Genomic DNA, 18,798 nt, shown 5'->3' on the forward strand with positions numbered 1-18,798 from the left:
AGCCAGAGGTAGGTCCTATCTTTATGTGCGGAGTAAGCTTAAGTAATGCATTGTAATACCTGCCTGCATTGTTGGTCTGCATAATCTTTTAGAATTTTTACCAGTTCGTTTTCATCTCGTTCTTTAATCGTATCAAGAGAATGGCGCATGTGCTCTAGGTTTTCTTTTAACACTGGCGTTCCTTGTTGCAGCGCAACAAAGGCGCACCGCTTAGCCGAAGGCCATAGGTCTTGAATTGCACTGACAATGAAGTAGTTATCAGCATAAGCCAATGAGGCCTGTGTGTACTCTATGCCTAAATCAAGAAACGCTATTAATTGACCTTTTTGAAAGCACTCACTCATTTGAGTGTAGAGGCTTTCCATTTGGTCGATATCCTCTTGTTTCCATTGCCTGACCAGTTTGAGGCTTGTGTTGGTTAGGTACATTAAAATGGCTTCATACAGGCTTTTTACAAAGTGCTCATCGAGCTCTGTGACAAAGGTCCCTTTGCGAGGGATGCTTCTGACTAAGTGTTTCTTTTCAAGTAATAGTAGAGCCTCTCTTACAGAACCGTGGCTAACCGAGAGTTCCTTTGCCATTGGCCCTTCATAAATGCGCTGCCCACCCTTTAACTGATTAAATGCAATCAGGTTTTCTATATGTGTGGCTACCTGCTCAGTGAGGGTTTCTTTGGGCTTAAACTGCATCTTTCATCCGCTTGTTATTGGTTTTAATGAATATGAATACGTGAGCATATTATCTGCCTTGAGTGCTCAAGGCAATTTCTCTCGCGACTTCTGTTAAAGTATTGGCGCAAATAACCGAGCGCCTCTACAGAGGACTCTAAATGCCCATGACCGTTGGCGGTAGTCTTGTGCGACTGATTGGATGCAATGACCAAAGTCTTTGGCGAGCATTGCATCAACGTCACCCACGAATGTTGGATTACAAACCAGTGCCGTGACTTCAAAATTGAGACGCATCGAGCGGTTATCAAGGTTTGCGGTTCCTACGCAGGCATATCGATCATCTACCAACATCACTTTTTGGTGCATAAACCCGGTTTTATAACGGAAAATTTTAATGCCGCTGAGGTCTGCCGTTTCGAGATAAGAGAATGCTGCATAATAGACCAGTATCTGGTCTGGGTTATCAGGGATCATGATCCGCACATCAACGCCCCTGAGTGCCGCGAGTTGCAAGGCGCTCATGATTTGCATGCTGGGTACAAAGTAAGGGCTGGCTATCCAAAGTTTATCGGTTGCATGGTTTATACAGTTAAGGAAAAAAAGCTCACAGGTGTCGAACTCGTCAGCGGCACTGGTGGGGATGATCAGTACGGAAGAGTCTTCTAATTTAGATTGCACAGGGCGGCCAGTTGTCGGTACCCAGTTGAGTTCTGGCACGGTGTTGGCAGACCAATACCAGTCTTCAACAAATGTGATTTGAAGTGCCAGAACAGATGGCCCAGTCAGTTTTAAATGAGTGTCTCGCCAAGGTGAGAGTTTTGGATGAAGGCCAAGATATTCATCCCCTATATTCAACCCGCCAACAAAGCCCGTATGGCCGTCAATAACGACTATTTTTCGATGATTTCTGAAGTTTATCTGAAATCGCTTTCGGCGCTTACTGGTCGTATTAAAAGAGCGAATATGAGCGCCAGCGGCGATGAGTGTCTCAATATAACGATTTGATAGGTTAGCGCTGCCTATGTCGTCATATAAAAAATAGACACGTACATTTTGTGAAATTTTTTCTAGTAATAGAGAGCTTAATTTAGCGCCAGTGCTGTCATTTCTGACAATGTAAAACTCAATGAGGATATATTCTTTTGCCTCTTTAATAGCGTTAAACATACTGGTGTATGTTTCTAAACCGTCTATTAATAGTTGGGCGTGATTATTTTGAGTAAAAGGCATGGTGATTAGCTTGGTAATGACATCATGCTCCCGGCTTTGGGTGGGCGGAGGACAGGTACATGACTTTGAATATGACGATAATGATTCGGGAATATGAGACAGGGCTTTATCGCCTATTCGCCGAGCCTCAACATAGCCTTCAAATCGACTTCTGCCAAAGAAAAAATAGAGTAAAACAGTAATGTAGGGGAACGATATTAAGCCGATAATCCAAGCAATGGCCGCTTGCGCAGTACGAAAGTTTTTCAACACATGATAGATGCACAGCAAGGCCAAAAAATAGACAAATGATAACAGGCTGGCAATTAAGCTAAAATCCATTCTTTATCCCGGTTCAATACTCAGGTGGTGTTGGACAGTAACAGATATTAAAGGGTTGATGTTTAATAACGACTGTATCGATTATTGATTGCTGTTAAGTCTATGCTAAAAAGAGGCGCTTTGCCTGTTATCAAGCAGACTCTAGATCATGTTCGTTGGTTGAACTCTCGATTCAGTTGGTTAGTCGGCGGGTTGGGTGGGTTGATAAGTAAATCTATAAAGTGACCAGATAGTCTGATTTGAATAGGGCGGTTTAAATCGCTCGTCAAGAATTTCACCTCGCTTGCCGCGTATTTCAATTTCTTTAGAGTGAAATACTTGTTCACCTGAGGATAAAAAACCTGAAAACAAAAAGATAAGTTTTCCTGGTTCAATAGCTCTCTTGAGCCGGCCCTCAATCGTAATCATTTTTCTATTTTTTAGCCAAGTAATCGAGCCGTCAATACATGCGGTTTCGGTTTGATCGCAAATAGAACGACCGCTGACAATATCTCTTGAGATTGCATGGGTGACGTTGGCGACAGATAACAGTAATAGTAGTAATATCAGATATGCAGGGATTGAATGAATATAGGCTGATGAATGACGATGATTACGTGATCCTGGCATAGTTAGTTGCTCTCTACTGTATGACTCACCTAATGCTGCCACATCAACTTTCATTATGCTACTGTCGTTAGTGAATGTTTAAACTACTTTACAGGTGATACTTCATGAGTGTTTTCTTAAGTGTTCTTGTCCTTGTTGTTTTGTCCCCTTTCTCTTTGGCTAGCGACGTTTCTGGCAGTGATAGCGATATCATCGTTGAAATCAATCATGATGATGGTGGCAAAATCAGTAAGAGGCATGGCCAAAAACTACTTGATGCGTTAGCGCGTGAAGGCTGTGATGCACTTTCGTACCCAGGGTCAGAAGAACAGACGCCTCTGCTTATCTTTGACTCCGCTCCGGTATCTACCGTGGCAGTGCAGCGGCCTGGTTATCGTTTGATTGCAAGAGCTAAAACGTTGGAAGGGGCATTGACGGTAAAAGGCGCGATTTTGGTGTATGCGGCGCGTGGTATTAGTGATTTAAAACACCTAAAAGGGGAGTGGATATCGTTTGTTGGGAAGGACTCATGGACAGGCTACCGCTTGCCGATAGCGTTATTAAATAAAGCCGGGGTCGATGAAACCACTAATAATTTTTATTTTGTGGGCAATCATGTGGGCTCTGTTAGTGCGTTGTTGCACAAAGATGTTCTTGTCGCAGTTGTCGCAGAACCTCTTGCTCAGCGTTGGGCAGAACCAAACGAGCTGTCTATTGTTGCCGTCACGGATGAAGTTGAGACGGGCGGATGGTGGCTGCATGAACGTGTGTCAATAGATCGTGCTCAGCGCTGTGCGCAGGCCTTAACTCGGGTTGAACGGTCAGAGCTTAAGTCTTTACCCGCTTGGATAGGCGGGTTTGTGGTGGCTGATGGGGTAGAATAAACCACTATTTGATATGACATTAACCGCTAAGCGCGTTGCAAATCGTCGATCAATGCGGCCATAAACCGAGCCGCCTCACCTCCTGTTGCCGCGCGGTGGTCGAAGGTTATGGATAACGGTAGTATCTTTCGAATCACCATTTTACCTGCGCGTGCGACGACTTCATCCCGTGCTACCCCACAGCCGATTATCGCAACTTGAGGCGGCACTACTACAGGGTTGGCATAACGCCCAGCAATCGTACCAAAGTTAGTTAACGTGATGGTGGCACCCTGCATTTGGGCTGCAGGAATAGACCGCTTTTTAATGTCTGCGCGCATTTGATCAAGCCCCTTTCGTAGGTCTTTGAGAGGGCGTGAGGCGACATTGTTAAGCACCGGTACAAAGAGGCCCTCAGCAGAATCAACGGCAATGCCTATATTAATGTCGTTTAGTCGTCTTAGGCTTAAGCTATTGCCGTCAAACCATGCGTTTATATTGGGGGACTTTTGACAAGCTTGTGTGATGGCTTGAACAAGCCTCATGGTCAGGTCTGTGTCTTTTTTCCAGCCATTAATGTCGGCGTCATCCATCAGTGTAACCGGTACCACTTGGGCGTGCGATAGCGCCATGGTTTTAGCCATCGTGCGCCTTACACCTCTTAATTTCTGTGCTTCTCCGTGGGTTTGTTGTAATTCTGCGGCTTTTTCTACATCGGTGGCACTAATGACCTGTTTTCCGGGCGCCGGAGTGAGTTGCTCAAGGTCGACATGTAAGTGTTTTGCTAACGCACGAACGGCTGGGGTTGTTTTTGTGTGATGGGCTTGCTGGCTTGAGGGCGCCGCGCCAATGATAAAGTGGTCAGCGGTTGCATCTTCGGACTGTGTTTCAGCCGTTTCTAACTTGCCGACTACCGTACCGCCATCATCTGCTTGGTCGCTCTGGAACTCAACTAAGGGTTCGCCGGTGTGAATGATATCGCCGTCTTCGCCAAAGAGCGCCATAATGGTGCCATCTTGAGGGCAAGGGATCTCTACGATGGCTTTGGCTGTCTCGACTTCTACCATCAGTTGGTCGGTCTTAACGGTATCGCCCACTTTAATATGCCAACGGACTATTTCTGCTTCTGGTAAGCCTTCCCCAAGATCAGGGAGTTTGAAGTATTTCATAACGATTCCTCAAAAATCCATTACTTCATTAGCGGCATCAACAATCCGTTCGACACTCGGCAGATAGTACCCCTCGTTTCGTAGGTACGGCATGATAGTATCGAACCCTGTCACGCGTTTTATTGGCGCTTTCAAGTCGAGTAAACAGTGTTCTGCAAGGTGGGCTGCAATTTCAGCCCCGACACCTCCGCTATGAGCCGCTTCATGTATGATAATACAACGCCCTGTTTTGACGGCAGAGCACTCAAGGGTATTCGTATCCAGAGGGCTAATTGATGCAACATCGATGACCTCGCAACTAACGCCTTTTTCACTTAATGTGTTGGCGGCTTGAAGGGTTTCTTGAATCATCGCCCCCCATGAAATAAGCGTTAGATCGCTACCTTCACGTAAGGTGAAACAGGTGTCGAGTGGAAGCGCTTTGCCGTCATCTAATACTGGCTGTGCAACAGCGCGGTAAATGCGTTTGGGTTCTAAAAATAGCACTGGGTCAGGGTCGCGGATGGCAGAAAGTAATAGGCCATAGGCACGTAATGGCGAACTGGGTACTACCACCCTAATGCCGGGGATATGGGCAAATAATGCCTCGGTACTTTCTGAATGATGCTCGGGGGCATGAATGCCGCCTCCAAACGGAGCCCTTATCACCATTGGGCAGCTAATACGGCCACGAGTGCGGTTGCGTAGTCTTGAGGCGTGGCTAACGATTTGCTCCATTGCCGCATAAATAAACCCCATGAATTGAATTTCTGCGATAGGTTTAAGGCCCTGACTGGCCATGCCAATCGTGATTCCGCTGATCAGTGTTTCTGCGAGAGGAGTGTCCATGACTCGTTTAAGGCCAAACTCTTGTCTAAGGTCTACGGTGGCTCTGAAGACACCTCCGTTGGCGCCTACATCTTCCCCTAACATCACTACGTTTTCATCTTCTTCCATAGCGTGCGCTAGTGCCAAGTTAATGGCTTCCACCATGGTTTGATTCACGGGGGTAGGCGCTTCTTTAATATCTGCAGTATCTGCTTGGCGTATATTTACCTTAGTATTCATAACGATTACCTCAATAACAATCGCTTACGACAGATGAAGGCGCTTAACCTCATCGTACTGCGCTTGCATGGGCGCAGGTAGCTTTTTGAATAGGTGGTCAAACATGGCTGTCGCCGGTTCGGGTTGAATAGCTAAATATGCCGTCACTGCATTATCGACTTGCTCTTTGACCTTTTCTTGCAGTTGATTTTCTTTGTCTGGGTCCCAAAGATTCAGACTGAGAAGGTAATCGCGTAGCCGCTTAATAGGCTCCCTGTCCCAACCCTTTTTAAGTTCGTCATGACTGCGATAACGGGTGGCGTCGTCGGCGGTGGTATGGTCACTCAATCGGTAGCTAATGGCTTCAATCAGCGTTGGGCCTTTGCCAGCGCGTGCGCGCTTTAGCGCGGTTAACATTGCATCGTATAGTGAAACAAAGTCGTTACCGTCAACCTGAACACCCGGAATACCAGCGCTAATGGCTTTTTGAGCAAGGGTTTCGCTATGAGACTGCACCTCTCGTCGAGTTGAGATAGCCCATTGATTATTGTTGATCACCATGACCATAGGTAGCTGCCATACACCGCTTAGGTTTAGGCTTTCTAGAAAGTCTCCTTTTGAGGTTGAACCATCCCCTCCGGTAACAACGGAAACACGCTTTTCACCACGAATCTTAAAGGCAGTTGCGATACCCGCTGCGTGGCAAAATTGGGTTGCGATAGGTACGCAGATCGGCATATCCTGTGTGCAGTTTTGATAGTGGCTACCACGCTCATCACCCCCCCAATATTGCAGCATTTCGGTGAGCGAAACGCCTCTGAGGTATTGGGTTGCCTGATCTCGGTAATAGGGTACGAATACATCACAGGCTTGCATTGCCAAGCCAATCGCGATACCGATCGATTCTTGACCAAGTGATGATGGGTAGGTACCTAATTTACCTGTGCGTTGCAGTGCGATCGCTTTTTGATCAAAGATTCTAATCAGCACCATCTCTTGATAAGCCTGTAGCAGTATTGTCTCGTCGACCGTACTAGGGAGTGGTTTAATCAGGCTGCCATCGTCCGCAATAAATTGCGTTGCGTTAACTGAAAAATCATAGGTTCTATTCATTTTACTATCCCCACTCACTGCTCACGCTGACTTATTATGAGTGCATCGTTGTTCTGCTGCACTTAAAGGCTTAGCACGCGTGTGCGGCGTTACGTTATTAACTCAAGTATAGTAATGAATTGATTAATTATTGAACTGAATAGTTAGACCGACATGTTATAAGAATCGATTGTTTGAGAAGGCGGGCGTGAGTAATAGGGGTTAAGATTGTTTAGTCTGGGCTCGTGCCAGACGTTGCTACTTCCCATACTTAGCCGGAGACGTGCCTGTCCAGCGCTTAAATGCTCTGCTAAACGCGCTTAATTCAGAAAATCCCAATAAAAAGGCAATTTCACTGAGAGAGTAGCGCTTCTCTTTAATATAGCGAATGGCTTTTTCTTTTCGGACCGACTCTATGAGCGCTTGGAATGCGTGACCTTCGGTTTTGAGTTTTCGATAAAGTGTGTGGCGGCTCATGCAGAGTTTGGCTGCTACCATTTCAGCATCAACATCTCCTTTTGCCAGTTGTTTTGATACGATTCTTTTAACCTGATCGGACAATGATTTTTTAGGTCTTATTTTATTTAGCAAGGTTTCAACATGACGGGTTAATACCTTGTGTAGGTAGGGGTTTCGTTTGGGGAGCTCAAACGTTAGAAACTGCTTTTTTAAGGCTATAGTGCAATGAGCCTGGTCAAACTTAATCGGGCATTGGAATATACGTTCGTATTCTTCAGCATAGTCAGGCTTGGGGTGTGCAAATGAGACATACTCGACTTTTAACGTGGCGTGAATTAAAGATCGAGCTCTGACAATCGAAATCGCCATGGTGCGATCCATATTCGCTCGGGAGTAATAGTCTGGGCTCTCACAAATGTAATTGAGATAAGCAAGATCATCATCTATATTAAACTCTACCCGCATGCCCGCGTTAACGAGTTTATAGAGGCGTTCAAACTGCGTTAATGCATCGCCCAAAGTGGCGTTATTGAAAAATATATGCCCGATAACCCCCATTTCATCAACGTTAGATTTTTCGCCAATATGAAGACCAATAGCGGGGTCTTGAGTAAAGGTTTCAGCTACGTACCAGAGGGCATGAAAGGCACTCAGGGGGATGCGGTGGTCTGGTTGGTCTAACTTACTTAGTAGAAGGCCGGTTTTTTCTTCAAGTATTTGTTTGGCGCAACCTTTACTTAAAAGATAATCAGTTAGTGCTTTTGCCGATGAAGCATTGACGGTAACGCCATTGTCTTGTTCTTGTATGTTTTCAGAACTTGCCACAGCTAAAGATCCTCATATTTACGCGTTATTCAAGTGATGCTCAAATACGGATTCGCGAATACTGAGTATTTCAGGTTTTAACATAAATGCAAAGCACCTAGTGCGTGAATATATACAGGTTGAGATGCGACAGATAGTGAGTGCTAAGCTTTATTCATGGTACGATAACCGCTACATTAATTTCACTACTTGGTTTATATGTCTGTAGAAACGGGCTGTCAGGTGTTTTTTGAAAAATCAAAATAGCGATCACTATTTAAGTGGAGTATTGGCTCACAATAGCGTCTTGAATAGACTGTTATTTATTATTCTCGCTATTTTTGTTGTCTCCCCCGCTTTAGCTAGCGTTGATATTGTTGTTACAGGTGCAAATAGTACCTTAACCGGAAACGTAAAAGCGCATATTGGTCAAATTGAGGCCGCAGAATTTCGCAACCCGCGAATATTAGAACGACGACTGAATAATCTGATTACCGAGGCAGTACAAGGCTTAGGGTATTATCAGAGTGAGTGGAGCCTTGATCTAGCCTCCGATAACGTTGTCGTGGCATTGAACCCTGGCCCACCCGTGATGTTAGCTCAGCCTAATATTCAGCTTATCGGCCCCGCGATAGACATGCCGGCCTTTCGCGACATCATCAAAAGCAATGCGCTCGTGGCCGGTGAGCAGTTAGACCACTCCAAGTATGACCGATTAAAAAAAGAGCTTATGCAGAAAGCGCAAGGATTAGGCTTTTTTGATGCGGAATATCGCGAAAGCGAGTTATTGGTTGATGTGCAAAATAACACCGCACAGATTAACTTGATCATGGAGAGTGGTGACCGCTATCAGTTCGGTGAAGTGAGTTTTGAGGGGAGTCAGCTGGGTGAAGGGTTTTTACAGTCTATCGTGCCGTTCAAAAGGCACGACCCTTATGAGCGAAAGTTATTATCCTCATTCCGAAGAAAACTATATGAGACAGGGTATTTTTCTTCTGTAACCATTGACACTCAACGCATTATTGAAGATGGAATGAAACAGGTAAGCTTAAGTGTTATTACAGAAGATGCCAGCCAACATCAATTTGAGGTTGGGTTTGGTTTCGATACAGATAATGGCCCAAGGGTTCGCTTTAATTGGGATATGCCTGTCATTGGTACACGTGGGCATACATGGAACTCCTCAATAGAAGTGTCAAAACCTGAGCAGGAAATAAGTGCCACTTACCGTATACCGCTAGCCCAACCTCTCACGAACTTTCTACTGTTTGATACCGGCTATATTCATCAGGAAATAGAGACAACTGAATCAAGCCTTTTTAATGTCGGCATATCAAAACTGAATTTAAAAGAGAATAACTGGCAGCTCAGGTATGGTGTAAGTGCAGACTACGAAGAGTATCGTCAAGCGGATGAAGACTGGGTTGATGTTTTCTATTTGGTACCACATATAGGCTGGATGAGAAGTGGCTTTGATCAAGATGCTAACCCCAGTAAGGGCTACCGGTTGTGGTTACGGTTTTCGGGTAGTTCAACTGAAATCGGTGCAGATGCCAGTTTCTTTAAGGTGCATGCAGGTGCGCGATGGTTAACACCAATAGGAAACACTAATTTTCGATTGCTGACAAGGCTCGAATTGGGTGGGATTGCGACCGACGACCTGCAGCAAGTACCTGTTTCCCGCCGATTTTACACAGGGGGAGACCAAACCATTAGAGGGTATGGCTATCATCGAGTGGCTTCGCGTGATGAAAATGGTGAATTGGTTGGCGGTAAGTTTCTTAATGTTGGGAGTGTGGAGCTAAGCGGTAGAATCGCGCCACAGTGGCGGGGGGCTATTTTCACAGACACAGGCCGTGCTTATGAAGACCCTGACGAAGCCTTTTCTAGTAGTATCGGTATTGGTGCTCGCTGGTTGTCCATTATAGGCGAAGTCAGAATCGATTTAGCACACCCTCTCGACGATGACGACACGCCGGTTAAACTGCATATTTCAATGGGCCCGCCATTATGATGTGTTATGTATTGCATATTATATGGCGCGTTATGCGGTTATTAATATTCGTTCCGCTGGTGCTCACATTCATTATTATAGCTTGGTTGTTAGCGACAAAAGAGGGAACTCAATTCATCGCCAATTTGGCAAGCAATCAGTTGGCCGAACTGCATTTAGTAGGGGTTGATGGTTATGTGCTAGGTGAGTTAACAGTAGATGAACTTCAGTGGAACCAATCAGCGGTAGAAGTCTCCGCTCATAATGTGAGTGTTAATTGGGGCCCCTTGTGCTTACTGCAACAGAACATTTGTTTAGATCAACTATCTGCCGATGAATTGGTTGTTAATTTATTGCCTGTAACTGAGGCTGAAGAAGAAACGAGCGATGGTTCGTTGCCCTCAATCGTCATGCCGGTGGGTATTATTACCGACAGGGCAGATATCCAAACATTTCATTTAAGGCTTTCGGGGCAAACGCACACCATCACAGACCTGCAATTCACAGGGCAGTGGGTCGACAGTTTATTAGCATTACCTAAAGTAGCGGCAAACTATGAAGGGTTAAGCCTTGATGGTGAAGGGGAGATGGACTTTTCGACCCCTTGGGTAAGCCAGTTTAAAGGCATCGCCGTCTATGACTTGCCCAGCACCGTTAGTCAGCAACCGTTAAAATTTGATTTTGAGTTAAGCGGCGTTCAATTAGCGTTTGATATAAAAGGGGCATTAACGGGAGAGTGGCCAGTACAACTTTCGTCGACGCTCTCGTTTGACGACCCACGCTTTCCGCTGACGCTAAAGTTTGAAGCGCCGACTTCATGGCAGCTACCCGTAGAAAGTGCGCAAACTAACGTAAAAGCGCCCCAAATAGACATTAAACAGTTTACTGCCAATATAGGGTTAAGGGATTTAACTGTGCAGGCAAAAAGTAAGTTAAAGACTGCCTATTGGAGTGAACTTGACCTGCTCATCGATGGGCAATGGCTGAAAGATCGCCTGATATTCAAACAAATGCAACTAAACTCAAAAGAGGGCAATGTGAGCCTTCAGGGGGCGTTCACCCATACAGCGCCGATGCCGTTCAACCTTAAAATAAGCACCCAACAATTGGCACTTCATCAGGTCATGCTGCCAAACGCTAAAGAGGCCAAGCCAATATTACCGTACCCCGCCATCATCGATAGTGATTGGTTCATTAAGGGGAATGCGGGGGGGAGTGCCATAGATATTACGTTTAATTTGGAGCGGCTTAAGGGGCGCGTTAACCAATACCCTTTAGCGGGGGCGGCCGTATTTAACTATACGCGTGACCGAGACGGCGGCATGCTGCGAGTTAATGAGTTGATGGTCTCTTCAGGCGTTAATCAACTGAGTGCTAGTGGGGCTTTGAGTGCAGCGGGTGACCGTTTCGATAATATTGAAATGCACTTTTCACTGCCTGAACCTCAGCAGTGGTTATCGGACTTGAGTGGTAGCCTAGAGGGGGCTATTAGCGTTGATGGATTGATTGATAAGTTAGACATACACGGTGAACTGACCACTGAAAAACTGAGATACGGAGATCTATCGGTGGGCTCAATAGAAACCGTGTTTGATATAGCCCAATCAGGCATTGCTGAAAGTAGGTTAACCCTTAGCGCCGAAGACTTACGTGTGGGCAATACGCACATAACATCTTCTGATTGGCAGCTTAGAGGGGACCTGAAAGGTAGTGCCGTTAAGGGGGATGTGGTTTTACCTGAGATGGGTAAAGCGACAGTGGATTGTCATGTGTCATGGGATGTCTTAATGCCTGAGACGCCTACAGCAGCGACTATAAAAGGGGATATTGAGAGTGTGTGTGGCGCGTTAAGTTGGCAATCTGAGGTATTCCCTTACTCATTATTTACGCCTCGTAATACTCAGCCTATTGCTATTAATTGGAATATTGATGAGCGTTCTTTGGTGGTCAAACCCTTTTGTTTAGCGGATGAAGATACTGAAATTTGCAACCATCAGGATGCTCTCTGGGACCCAGTTAATGGCTACTCATTGTGGGTCACAACCAACAATGTACCGGTTATGCCGCTACTTGACCGATGGAATAAAGAAGCAAAAGAAGCTGACCAGTTGACACATCTAGCGCTGCAAGGCGACCTTAATGGGGTCGCTAAAATAAGCCAAAAACCGGGTAACCCTGTTGATGCTGACGTCGCGATAAATATACCTTTACTTGATGTATGGCTAGGTAAAAGCAAAAAGCCTGTAGGCGATAGTGCGTCGAAGAACCCTTTAAAAGAAGATGAGGCTGTTCCTTTGCATATAGCCTTTGAACCGCTTTCCTTAACGTCCGTATTACGGGATGAAAACCTGACCGTTAACGCTCATTTCTCATCGCCTCAACTTGGAGATGTAACGAGTCAACTGACATTAACGGATATCGTTAAGCAGCGTTTGTTAAGTGGTGACATAAACTTGAATCAATTAGATATCGCTTTTCTGCAGGATATACTGCCTTCAGTAGAGCGAATGTCGGGTTTGTTTTCTAGCCAAGTGATGGTGTCGGGTACACTTAAAAAGCCGGAGTTATCAGGCCGCTTTAGTTTCTCTGACGGGGCATTTAAGAGTGGCTACCTTCCTGAAACTATTGATCAAATCGTGGTTGATGGGGTATTTAGTCAATATCAGTTAAGTTATGAGGGTGGGTTTAGCTCTCAAGGAGGGCGTGCATCGCTTGACGGTCATTTAAACTGGCAAGATGATTGGATATTGAATACATCCTTGAGTTCTGAAGCCTTCGATATTACGCCAAGATCGGGCGTTAGCTTAACGATTAAACCAGAAATAACGTTACTGTTAACAGAGGGCTTTGCAGACGTTTCAGGCACCTTTGAAATACCGCATGCGCGGATAAAAATTGATGCATTACCTGAGAGTGCGACATCGGTGTCTACAGATGCTCGGATTATAGGCGAGGATAAGGTCTCTGCTGATAATCAGTGGCGCTATAAGGCCAAAATTGAGCTGGTGTTAGGTAATGATGTTCATTTCAGAGGTTTTGGTGTGAACACCTATCTCACAGGTCGGTTGTTATTGCGTCAGCAATCGGGCGGAGAACTTGGAGGCAAGGGTGAAATTAACACCGATAATGGCTTTTACACCATATTTGGACAGCGATTAACCGTCAAAGAAGGTCGTTTTATTTTTAACGGTCCTGTTGATCGGCCCGACCTTCAACTTGATGCCACGCGAGACATACCAGGAAGCACCGTTAACGTTGGAGTTAAAGTGACAGGCCCTGCCAATGAACCAGAAATTCTGTTTTACTCTCAGCCGGTCATGAATGAAACCAGTGTGATTCACTACCTGCTCACAGGTCGGGCGCCGGATCAAAAATCGAATAATGCAGACCTATTAAATAATATGATGCTATCAGCCGGTATTTTTGGTTCTAGCGAATTAACTGAAAAGTGGGCTAATAAAGTGGGGGTTACTGACCTGCAAATAAGTACCCAGTCTGATGATGAGGGTACCAGCCTTGAAGTGAGTGGCTATATATCGCCTGATATATATCTAAAATATGGTGCGAGTCTTTATGATGAAGCAAAAACAGTTACTATGCGTTATCGATTAAGGCCAAACCTGTTTCTTGAAGCGGCAGGAGGCTTTAATAGCTCGTTAGACGTAATCTATTCCTTTGAATATCGTTAATAATGTAGCCTTGTTGTCTGCTTTAATAGTGTTTGTTTGAAAGTTGCAACAAGCGGTCAAATAATCGACCCATACTGTCAAGCGCCCCTTCTGTCTACTGGTTACTATAGAGCTGTAATTAACAAACAGCCCGATAGCTCAACGCAAGATGCTTAGGGTATCGGCAAGATTTAACTTATTGAAGCTAAGAGAGAACGGACATGGAATTAGAAATTTTTGTACCTCATTCAGATATAGAACAACAAAATATGGATGCATTGGTCGCTTACCTTAGCGAGATTTATTACTGCTAGTTCTTCGGTAAGAATAGTTCTTACCGACGTCAGTAATTAGTGCCTCTCATAATGAACATGGTTATCATTGATAGATTAAAGAATTTAATTAGCACGTTGTCAGCTGTTATTCTGCCACCCTATGTTGCATAGGGTGGCTTTTTTGTGTCTGCCTTAATATATTAATACAGACGTGTCGTGAGCTTGCGGCTAGCGTCTTTAGCGAACAACATTTCTAGCCTGAAAGATACGAACGGATTGGGGTCAAAGTTCTCAATTCGTTGAAATTCTATACCCGGTGTCATTTCATAAAACAGCCAGTCTTTATATAGCCTCCGTCGATAGGCTGCTTTGGTGTAGTAATTTGTAATTCGGCTGCCGCTCTTTTCTTCAGCCACAATACCTGCTGCGTACTGTATTGCTCTTTTATTGTTGATGTCCTGAAATAATGAAATTTGTTCTAGAAAATCGAACTGCTCTGTTCGCTCATGCCAGTCTACTACGCTGGTGACACGAAAGAGGAGTTTTTCAGACAGCCTTCGGTTAAAGTCGAACTGAGAGTATGCGCCAAAGCCCTTGCTTTCGAAGATAAACACTTCTTGCGAATAAACCATGCCCCAGTTTTCGTTAAGGTCCCAGCCTCTCACGGCTCTAAAACGTGCAAAAGGGTCTGGTGGCCAGCGAGCCTTTACACCCCAGTCGAGAGACAATCGGCTCCACTTCTTAGACTCGAATAAATAGCGTATGGCGCCATAAAATCCATCGTTAGCTTCTCTATTTGTGCTAGGTAAGTCAGAAAGGTTTCGTTCTTTAATCCCTAGTTCTTGATCGGGGTCGTTTTCGATGACCAGTCTCAGCTTTTCTTTGGTGACGGGAAGATCTAGGCTGACCTTAATTTTGGGTTCGAAAGAAACACCATCGTATTTAGAGGTATCTAAATCAAAATATAGCTTAATAAAACTCTTGTTTATATCCTGATAGCCGGTGTTATCGCCCATAAAGCTATCAAGATACCCGCCAATCGCTGAAATGTTTTGAGACCAGGTTATCTGTTGAGTTTCGATCCATTCGAATGTGGCTGAGTTTAAATTGGGGTCTATTGAATCGAGGGTTTTTTGATCAGCGTCTACTTCAGTGTTGTCTGTAGGCTCAGGCTGATTAAGTTTGACGGAAGCATCGTCGACTTGCAGACTGTCGTCAGCCCCTGTTAAGGGCTTATTTGAAGCGGCAAAAACCTGCTGAACACTGACGCTTGAAATAATAAACGTTAAGAGAATGAGTACTGATTTTGGCATGAAGGGAATTACGTCCTTTTATTCCTTTTAAACTTTGCTCGAACCCAAAAAATTCAAGTATTATTAAGAGTATAGCAATAGCTTTATAACGGTCAGGGAAATATTTGAAATTACTTACTTTTTTTTATAAATATCATCTACGTTTAGCGCTGGTAGTAGCGGCATTGGTGTTATATTCGTTAGATAGCCTTGCTTCGGATACTAAAATTGATACAGAACCTGCTAATTACGCATTTTCTAACTACTTGGGCAGCGGTCTTTATCATACATCAGGTCAGCAAGCCTCGGTGTTTAATATACCTTTTTCATATCAACTTGAAAGTGAGTCTGGCATCCCGTTTCGAGTGCGTTTACCTGTTTCTGTGGGCTTTTTTGATTTTGATGTTTCTGGCATTCCTGATGGGGCTGTACCAGAATCTATAGATACTATTTCATTTGTGCCTGGCATTGAATTCGATTATCCGATTAATAACCGCATTAACGTCACGCCATACTTTGATCTGGGGGCAGCGAGAAATCTCTCGAATCAGACTGACACGGCCATCTACTCATCAGGCATTTCTTTATACTACAAGCTAGACGGAGGGGAGTATGACCCATTGTGGGTGAATCGAATGTACTATGCGGGGCACTACACTGATGATACAGCGAAAAGGGAAGAGTATGCGGCGTTTCAAACGGGTATTGATGTAGGGCTTCCCTATACGTTCAATCTTGCAGGGTTGTCGATTCAGCCTACCATGTTTGCCACCACGTATTGGTACTTTTTAGCGTTGGAGTTTGATGCGCCTGGTGGGCGTGATGTGTCGGTGAGTAATAGCTATGAGTTGGGTTTGACCTTGAAGTCCGAAAAGAAATTAGGATACTCATTCCTATCGATTGATCGTGTGGGCGTAGGGTATCGCTTTGGCGATAATTTCTATGCGTGGCACCTACTTTTTGATCTGCCTATTTAAATGTAAGTTTTTCGGCGCCCAAACGTTGGGAAATTTCATTTTTACCGCTATTATTTCGGTAAAAAGGCGAAACGTCAGAGACCTTAAATAGAGAGTTTGTGATGTCTAAAGGACAAGAAAAACATCAGAAACGTGCGAACGAATTAATGATGCTCGGTAAGGATCTAGCTCGTCGAGCGCACTCAAGGTGCGAGCTCTGCAGTGCAATGGGTGTCAGTTTACGTGCGTATGAGGTACTACCGGTACCTCCTGTGCCAGACATCGATAAAATAGTATTTATTTGTGGTGTTTGTTATGAGCAGATTGAGAATCCAAAATTAATGGATACCAATCATTGGCATTGCTTAACGTCAGCGGTTTGGTCAACAACACCAGCCGTTCAAGTGGTTGCTGTTCGGGTGCTCAAAAGATTGATTGATCACGAAAGCTGGGCAGAAGACCTGTATGACCAACTCTATCTTGAACCAGACATTCAATGTTGGATATCTAACGCGTAAAGCTAATTGAAGGCCCCTCATTTTACGCTTTTACAATTCTATTATTTCTATACCGTCTTAAAACATTATCCCTTCTTCAAAAATGTTGTAGAACGTTGCTTAAATTAAATGGTCTGACCTTGTGGAGACAGTGATTTTAATTCAGGAAAAGGGCGGAAGGATGAAAATGTTAATTAGACATATCTTGACTACGGCATCTATGTTGGTGATTTTGTTATTGCCTACAATGGTAAGCGGCGATTCGCTAGCAGATAAAAAAGCAGATACGCCTGTTGAAAGCTGGGGTAACCAAGAGGCTGAATTAGAACGTGCTATTTTGACCGAAACAATTGAGCCAACAGCGGCAGGAGGTTTATCGGATATGGGGCACGGCCCTCAGAAAGCTAACACTAAAATGCATGACTCAAAGGGCTGGCACGGAGGTAAACAGTACAAAAATGCGTACGAGTATAAAAGAGAGGTCTTTGGGTCAAACTAAATGCTATGGGTAAAATGGCTTTCGGTTTTAAAGACGCCGGAATTGATGAGTTAGACAACGAAAAAGGGGGAACGGTCATGCCTTTTCAGCGGTTATTAGATTATTTAAATAGTCATCACGCAAAGTATTCGATTGAAGTACATTCACCTGCTTATACTGCCTCGGAGGTTGCTGAGCGAGTCCATATTCAAGGCATAAACATGGCCAAGGTGGTTGTAGTTAAGATCGATAACAAGTTCTCATTAGTTGTGGTGCCTTCGCATTATCATGTTACTTGCGAAGCATTGGCGGCAGAGATAGGGGTTCATCAAGTTGATATTGCATCAGAGGCAGAATTTAAATCAAACTTCCCTGGCTGTGAGTTGGGCGCAATCCCTCCTTTTGGGGAGCTTTGGCATGTCGATGTCTGCATGAGTACAGCATTTCATCGAGATTCAGACATCGCATTTAATGCCGGTAGCTGGTCAGAATTGATTCGAATGTCTTGTATGGAATATATGAGAATAGCCTCGCCGGTGCTCGTCGACCACGGCGCATTAGCCCCAGGTTTGAGTGCCAAGGGCATGTCTCAGCGACGAGGGCGAGAATCAATACACCTGCACTGACAAAGGTTGATATTGGTTGGTGCGGTTGATGATTATCGTTTTAGAGCTTTGCTAGAGTTGGCATTACTTAGGGGGAAACTTTGCCAGTAATTTACCAATAACCTTATTAATTAGCGCATCACGCTCTTGCTGATCTGGATGGTCATAGGGTAAACGTTTATCGCCTGTTGCTCTCCAAATGAGCTTATTATCATCTGGTTCGATAAAGTCTAATGTCATTGACCCTTGAACATAACGCTCAACCAAGGTTTCGTTGACGGGTTGAACATCCATAGTTACTGCAACTCCACGGTAATATCCGCCTGCGTAGCCATAACCATAACCGCCTACCGATTGATACGTTGTTGAATACCCGTCATATACTTTTTGAGTTTCTACATCGACCTGATTATGGGTAGAAATACTGTAATTAACTAGAAAATCTACCACGCCTTCTTCTCGTTTAACCAAGCCCTTTTTTGCCAGTTGTTGCTCAATCATAAAACGGATATTGCTATCAAGAAGAGGGTCGATTTCCTTTTCTTTTTTAGCTGCTTTATTACCTGTAGCCTGTGCTTGTTTTTTGTCTTGAGGGGTATTGCCTTGGTGCCAGCGATAGTATTTAAACTCATCAAAATGAGTGGCTTTACTATACTCTGTCTCAATTTGAAGTTTATTTCCACAGCCTGAAATAAACAGTGCTATTGAACACAGCAGGATGAAATTTATCTGTATTAGTGCGATCTTCACGTTACTCTCCTTTTGTTGACGTGGGGTTCTAGCTTCCAAATGAGTCTAGGTTCGTCAATAT

General features: G+C 44.5%; 16 protein-coding genes. 7 read left to right on the forward strand and 9 right to left on the reverse strand.

Annotated features, from left to right (window positions below; genetic code table 11):
- Positions 1 to 38 precede the first annotated feature (38 nt).
- From NKI27_RS01630 to NKI27_RS01640, 3 genes are all read right to left on the reverse strand, one after another.
- Positions 39 to 689, reverse strand: coding sequence for a GntR family transcriptional regulator (locus NKI27_RS01630; protein ID WP_265047960.1), 651 nt, complete (start codon positions 687 to 689; stop codon positions 39 to 41).
- A 93-nt stretch (positions 690 to 782) separates the two neighbouring features.
- A complete protein-coding gene (cls, locus tag NKI27_RS01635; RefSeq protein ID WP_265047961.1) occupies positions 783 to 2,222 on the reverse strand; it encodes a cardiolipin synthase in 1,440 nt (479 codons plus the stop codon).
- Positions 2,223 to 2,402: 180 nt separating this feature from the next.
- Complete coding sequence (locus tag NKI27_RS01640; protein ID WP_265047962.1) at positions 2,403 to 2,885, reverse strand: hypothetical protein; 483 nt, start codon at positions 2,883 to 2,885, stop codon at positions 2,403 to 2,405.
- Positions 2,886 to 2,935: 50 nt separating this feature from the next.
- Between NKI27_RS01640 and NKI27_RS01645 the strand changes: the two genes are divergently transcribed.
- A complete protein-coding gene (locus tag NKI27_RS01645; protein WP_265047963.1) occupies positions 2,936 to 3,694 on the forward strand; it encodes a phosphate/phosphite/phosphonate ABC transporter substrate-binding protein in 759 nt (252 codons plus the stop codon).
- A gap of 26 nt (positions 3,695 to 3,720) precedes the next feature.
- Here the strand turns inward: NKI27_RS01645 and NKI27_RS01650 are convergent, their stop codons facing one another.
- From NKI27_RS01650 to NKI27_RS01665, 4 genes are all read right to left on the reverse strand, one after another.
- The gene (locus NKI27_RS01650) at positions 3,721 to 4,842 is read right to left on the reverse strand and encodes a dihydrolipoamide acetyltransferase family protein (protein WP_265047964.1); all 1,122 of its coding nucleotides are present in this window, start codon (positions 4,840 to 4,842) and stop codon (positions 3,721 to 3,723) included.
- 9 nt (positions 4,843 to 4,851) lie between these two features.
- On the reverse strand, positions 4,852 to 5,889 hold the full coding sequence (locus NKI27_RS01655) for an alpha-ketoacid dehydrogenase subunit beta (protein ID WP_265047965.1): 1,038 nt from the start codon (positions 5,887 to 5,889) through the stop codon (positions 4,852 to 4,854).
- A 24-nt stretch (positions 5,890 to 5,913) separates the two neighbouring features.
- The gene (gene pdhA, locus NKI27_RS01660; RefSeq protein WP_265047966.1) at positions 5,914 to 6,981 is read right to left on the reverse strand and encodes a pyruvate dehydrogenase (acetyl-transferring) E1 component subunit alpha; all 1,068 of its coding nucleotides are present in this window, start codon (positions 6,979 to 6,981) and stop codon (positions 5,914 to 5,916) included.
- Positions 6,982 to 7,218: 237 nt separating this feature from the next.
- Positions 7,219 to 8,244 (reverse strand): AraC family transcriptional regulator, encoded by a 1,026-nt coding sequence (locus NKI27_RS01665; protein WP_265047967.1) that lies wholly within the window; start codon positions 8,242 to 8,244, stop codon positions 7,219 to 7,221.
- Between the two features lie 229 nt (positions 8,245 to 8,473).
- On the opposite strand from NKI27_RS01665, the gene NKI27_RS01670 reads away from it, so the two are divergent.
- Together NKI27_RS01670 and NKI27_RS01675 are read left to right on the forward strand one after the other, a co-directional pair.
- Positions 8,474 to 10,237 carry an autotransporter assembly complex protein TamA gene (locus NKI27_RS01670; RefSeq protein ID WP_265047968.1) on the forward strand — a complete coding sequence of 588 codons (1,764 nt, stop codon included), beginning with the start codon at positions 8,474 to 8,476 and terminating at the stop codon, positions 10,235 to 10,237.
- A gap of 32 nt (positions 10,238 to 10,269) precedes the next feature.
- A complete protein-coding gene (locus NKI27_RS01675; protein ID WP_265047969.1) occupies positions 10,270 to 13,905 on the forward strand; it encodes a translocation/assembly module TamB domain-containing protein in 3,636 nt (1,211 codons plus the stop codon).
- A 454-nt stretch (positions 13,906 to 14,359) separates the two neighbouring features.
- On the opposite strand, the gene NKI27_RS01680 is transcribed toward NKI27_RS01675, so the two are convergent.
- Complete coding sequence (locus NKI27_RS01680) at positions 14,360 to 15,472, reverse strand: hypothetical protein (protein ID WP_265047970.1); 1,113 nt, start codon at positions 15,470 to 15,472, stop codon at positions 14,360 to 14,362.
- Positions 15,473 to 15,576: 104 nt separating this feature from the next.
- Here NKI27_RS01680 and NKI27_RS01685 point away from each other — a divergent pair, with 104 nt between their 5' ends.
- The 4 genes from NKI27_RS01685 to NKI27_RS01700 all read left to right on the forward strand — a co-directional run bounded on the left by NKI27_RS01685 (position 15,577) and on the right by NKI27_RS01700 (position 18,008).
- On the forward strand, positions 15,577 to 16,428 hold the full coding sequence (locus NKI27_RS01685; RefSeq protein ID WP_265047971.1) for a hypothetical protein: 852 nt from the start codon (positions 15,577 to 15,579) through the stop codon (positions 16,426 to 16,428).
- Between the two features lie 101 nt (positions 16,429 to 16,529).
- Positions 16,530 to 16,925, forward strand: coding sequence for a phnA protein (locus NKI27_RS01690; protein WP_265047972.1), 396 nt, complete (start codon positions 16,530 to 16,532; stop codon positions 16,923 to 16,925).
- Between the two features lie 166 nt (positions 16,926 to 17,091).
- On the forward strand, positions 17,092 to 17,403 hold the full coding sequence (locus tag NKI27_RS01695; protein WP_265047973.1) for a hypothetical protein: 312 nt from the start codon (positions 17,092 to 17,094) through the stop codon (positions 17,401 to 17,403).
- 5 nt (positions 17,404 to 17,408) lie between these two features.
- Positions 17,409 to 18,008, forward strand: a complete 600-nt coding sequence (locus NKI27_RS01700) for an aminoacyl-tRNA deacylase (protein ID WP_265047974.1) — start codon at positions 17,409 to 17,411, stop codon at positions 18,006 to 18,008.
- Positions 18,009 to 18,071: 63 nt separating this feature from the next.
- Here the strand turns inward: NKI27_RS01700 and NKI27_RS01705 are convergent, their stop codons facing one another.
- Complete coding sequence (locus NKI27_RS01705) at positions 18,072 to 18,737, reverse strand: DUF4136 domain-containing protein (RefSeq protein WP_265047975.1); 666 nt, start codon at positions 18,735 to 18,737, stop codon at positions 18,072 to 18,074.
- Positions 18,738 to 18,798: the final 61 nt, after the last annotated feature.

The organism is Alkalimarinus alittae (genome assembly GCF_026016465.1).
GTDB classification, from domain to species: Bacteria; Pseudomonadota; Gammaproteobacteria; order Pseudomonadales; family Oleiphilaceae; genus Alkalimarinus; species Alkalimarinus alittae.

Bases quoted from the DNA above. Each gene is read 5' to 3' on its own strand.
- NKI27_RS01630 (WP_265047960.1), bottom strand. From the start codon at position 689: ATGCAGTTTAAGCCCAAAGAAACCCTCACTGAGCAGGTAGCCACACAT.
- cls (WP_265047961.1), bottom strand. From the start codon at position 2,222: ATGGATTTTAGCTTAATTGCCAGCCTGTTATCATTTGTCTATTTTTTG.
- NKI27_RS01695 (WP_265047973.1), top strand. From the start codon at position 17,092: ATGTTAATTAGACATATCTTGACTACGGCATCTATGTTGGTGATTTTG.
- NKI27_RS01650 (WP_265047964.1), bottom strand. From the start codon at position 4,842: ATGAAATACTTCAAACTCCCTGATCTTGGGGAAGGCTTACCAGAAGCA.
- pdhA (WP_265047966.1), bottom strand. From the start codon at position 6,981: ATGAATAGAACCTATGATTTTTCAGTTAACGCAACGCAATTTATTGCG.
- NKI27_RS01640 (WP_265047962.1), bottom strand. From the start codon at position 2,885: ATGAAAGTTGATGTGGCAGCATTAGGTGAGTCATACAGTAGAGAGCAA.
- NKI27_RS01690 (WP_265047972.1), top strand. From the start codon at position 16,530: ATGTCTAAAGGACAAGAAAAACATCAGAAACGTGCGAACGAATTAATG.
- NKI27_RS01700 (WP_265047974.1), top strand. From the start codon at position 17,409: ATGGGTAAAATGGCTTTCGGTTTTAAAGACGCCGGAATTGATGAGTTA.
- NKI27_RS01655 (WP_265047965.1), bottom strand. From the start codon at position 5,889: ATGAATACTAAGGTAAATATACGCCAAGCAGATACTGCAGATATTAAA.
- NKI27_RS01645 (WP_265047963.1), top strand. From the start codon at position 2,936: ATGAGTGTTTTCTTAAGTGTTCTTGTCCTTGTTGTTTTGTCCCCTTTC.
- NKI27_RS01680 (WP_265047970.1), bottom strand. From the start codon at position 15,472: ATGCCAAAATCAGTACTCATTCTCTTAACGTTTATTATTTCAAGCGTC.
- NKI27_RS01675 (WP_265047969.1), top strand. From the start codon at position 10,270: ATGCGGTTATTAATATTCGTTCCGCTGGTGCTCACATTCATTATTATA.